Source organism: Zavarzinia sp. (genome assembly GCF_041650655.1).
In the GTDB taxonomy this organism is placed as follows: Bacteria; Pseudomonadota; Alphaproteobacteria; order Zavarziniales; family Zavarziniaceae; genus Zavarzinia.
In genome coordinates this window covers 1-2,508 of sequence record NZ_JBAZKR010000299.1, presented here as the reverse complement: position 1 = coordinate 2,508, position 2,508 = coordinate 1, and the positions used below count along the sequence as shown (strand labels likewise).

General features: G+C 68.6%; 4 protein-coding genes. 3 read left to right on the top strand and 1 reads right to left on the bottom strand.

The window, feature by feature from the left end; translation table 11 throughout:
- Nucleotides 1-825: GTP 3',8-cyclase MoaA (locus WC493_RS23865; protein ID WP_373069260.1), on the top strand; the 825-nt coding region annotated here is incomplete at its 5' end.
- A 19-nt stretch (nt 826-844) separates the two neighbouring features.
- Complete coding sequence (locus tag WC493_RS23860) at nt 845-1,624, top strand: NAD kinase (RefSeq protein WP_373069258.1); 780 nt, start codon at nt 845-847, stop codon at nt 1,622-1,624.
- Nucleotides 1,625-1,696: 72 nt separating this feature from the next.
- Here WC493_RS23860 and ndk read toward each other — a convergent pair whose 3' ends face one another.
- Nucleotides 1,697-2,119: a nucleoside-diphosphate kinase gene (gene ndk, locus WC493_RS23855; protein ID WP_373069256.1), complete on the bottom strand. Its 423-nt coding sequence runs from the start codon at nt 2,117-2,119 to the stop codon at nt 1,697-1,699.
- A gap of 116 nt (nt 2,120-2,235) precedes the next feature.
- Here ndk and WC493_RS23850 point away from each other — a divergent pair.
- The coding region (locus WC493_RS23850) for an ATP-binding cassette domain-containing protein (RefSeq protein ID WP_373069254.1) at nt 2,236-2,508 on the top strand (273 nt) is incomplete at its 3' end.

Sequence of the window (2,508 nt, the reverse complement as noted above, 5' to 3'; positions counted from 1 at the left end):
CTCGGCCTCAAGCGCCTGCGCCTCACCGGGGGGGAGCCTTTGGTGCGCCGCGGTCTGATGGACCTGCTGCGCAGCCTGTCGCGCCATCTGCGCAGCGGCGCGCTCGATGAAATCACCATGACCACCAACGGCAGCCAGCTTGCCCGTTTCGCCGGCGAAATGGCGGCGGCCGGCATCCGCCGGGTGAACGTCAGCCTCGATACCCTCGACCCCGACGATTTCCGCGCGATCACCCGCCGGGGCGAGCTCGGCCCGGTGCTGGACGGCATCCGCGCGGCGCAGGATGCCGGCATCGCGGTGAAGCTGAACGCCGTCGCCCTGAAAGGCATCAACGAGGCGCAGATCCTGCCCCTCGTCGCCTTCGCGCACGGCCAGGACATGGACATCACCTTCATCGAGACCATGCCCATGGGCGATATCGACGGCGACCGGACCGACCATTACCTGCCCCTGTCGGCGGTGCGGGAGCGGATCGCCAGCCGCTATCTGATGGTGCCGAGCGGCCATCGCACCGGCGGACCGGCGCGCTATGTCGCCGTCGCCGAGACCGGCCGGCGCATCGGCTTCATCACGCCCATGTCCCATAATTTCTGCGAAAGCTGCAACCGGGTGCGGCTGACCTGCACCGGCACGCTCTATCTCTGCCTCGGTCAGGACGATGCCGCCGACCTGCGCGCCGTGCTGCGCGGCGGCGCCACGGACGACGAGCTGCAGGCGGCGATCCGCGCCGCCATCGCCCGCAAGCCCAAGGGCCATGATTTCATCATCGACCGGCCGGGCGCCGCCCCCGCGGTGGCCCGCCACATGAACACCACCGGCGGCTGATCCGCCCGGAAGTCCCCCCATGGCCCGCGAACGCATCACCTTCATCGCTTCCGACGCGCCGGACGCCCAGGCCGCCTTGGCGCGCCTGCGCAAACGCTATGGCGAGGCGGGGGACAATGCCGATGTGATCGTCGGGCTGGGCGGCGACGGGCTGATGCTGTCCTGCCTGCACCGGATCATGTCGGGCGATTTCGCCGACAATCCCCTGCCCATCTACGGCATGAACCAGGGCACCCTCGGCTTCCTGATGAATCCTTACGCCGAGGACGATCTGCTGCTGCGCCTTTCGGTCGCCGAATCCTCGTCGCTGCATCCCTTGCGCATGAGGGCGCGCGGGCAGGACGGGCGGATCAACGAAGCCCTCGCCATCAACGAGGTTTCGCTGTTCCGCGAGACCCATCAGGCGGCCAAGCTGCGCATCTTCGTCGACGGGCGGATGCGGCTCGAGTCCCTGACCTGCGACGGCATCCTGCTGGCGACGCCGGCGGGCAGCACGGCCTATAACCTCTCGGCCCATGGCCCCATCCTGCCGCTGGACGCGGGCGTGCTGGCGCTGACGCCGATCAGCGCCTTCCGGCCCCGGCGCTGGCGCGGTGCCCTGCTCCAGCACGAAGCGGTGGTGCGGCTCGAGGTGCTGGACCCGGGCAAGCGGCCGGTTTCGGCCGTGGCCGACAACAGCGAAGTGCGCAATATCGTCGAAGTGGAGATCGCGGAAGACCGCGAGGTAACCCTGAAACTGCTGTTCGATCCGGGCGGCGCGCTGGGCGAGCGCATCCTGACGGAGCAGTTCGCGCCCTGATGGGGCGCGGATGGCGCCCCCTCTCTTGATGGGGCGCGGATGGCGCCCCCGAGACCGGGGGCGCCGCGCGCGTCAGCCGACGATTTCGGTCTGGGCGAAGAAATAGGCGATTTCGATCGCCGCATTCTCGGCGCTGTCCGAGCCATGAACCGAATTGGCTTCGATCGACTCGGCGAATTCCTTGCGGATGGTGCCTTCGGCGGCATTGGCCGGGTTGGTGGCGCCCATGACGTCGCGGTTCTTCAGGACCGCGCCCTCGCCTTCGAGGACCTGGACGACGACCGGGCCGGAGATCATGAAATCGACCAGCGAGGCGAAGAAGGGACGCGCGGCGTGAACGGCGTAGAAGCCTTCGGCCTGGGCCTTGGTCAGCTGGATGCGCTTCTGGGCGACGATGCGAAGACCGGCGTCCTCGAACTTGGCATTGACCTTGCCGGTCAGGTTGCGGCGGGTGGCATCCGGCTTGATGATCGAGAGAGTACGTTCGACGGCCATGACAGGCTCCATTTCGACTTTGACGGCTATGGGGTGGGCGCCTTTTAGCCGACGCCCGCCCGACTGGCAACTGCGGCGCTTTGTGGCCGCCCGGCCGACGTGCTATTAGCCGCCCCATGTTACGGATTGACGGTCTCACCTATCGCATCGCCGGGCGCATCATCCTCGATGGCGCCAGCGCCATGATCCCCGACGGCCACCGGGTCGGCCTCGTCGGCCACAATGGCGCCGGCAAGTCGACCCTGCTGCGCCTGATCCTCGGTCAGATTCACGCGGACGACGGCACCATCGCGCTCGACCGGGGCGCCCGCATCGGCACCGTCGCCCAGGAAGCCCCGGGCGGCGACGAGACGCCGACCGAGGTCGTCCTGGCCGGCGATCAGGAACGC

Bases quoted from the DNA above. Each gene is read 5' to 3' on its own strand.
- WC493_RS23860 (WP_373069258.1), top strand. From the start codon at position 845: ATGGCCCGCGAACGCATCACCTTCATCGCTTCCGACGCGCCGGACGCC.
- ndk (WP_373069256.1), bottom strand. From the start codon at position 2,119: ATGGCCGTCGAACGTACTCTCTCGATCATCAAGCCGGATGCCACCCGC.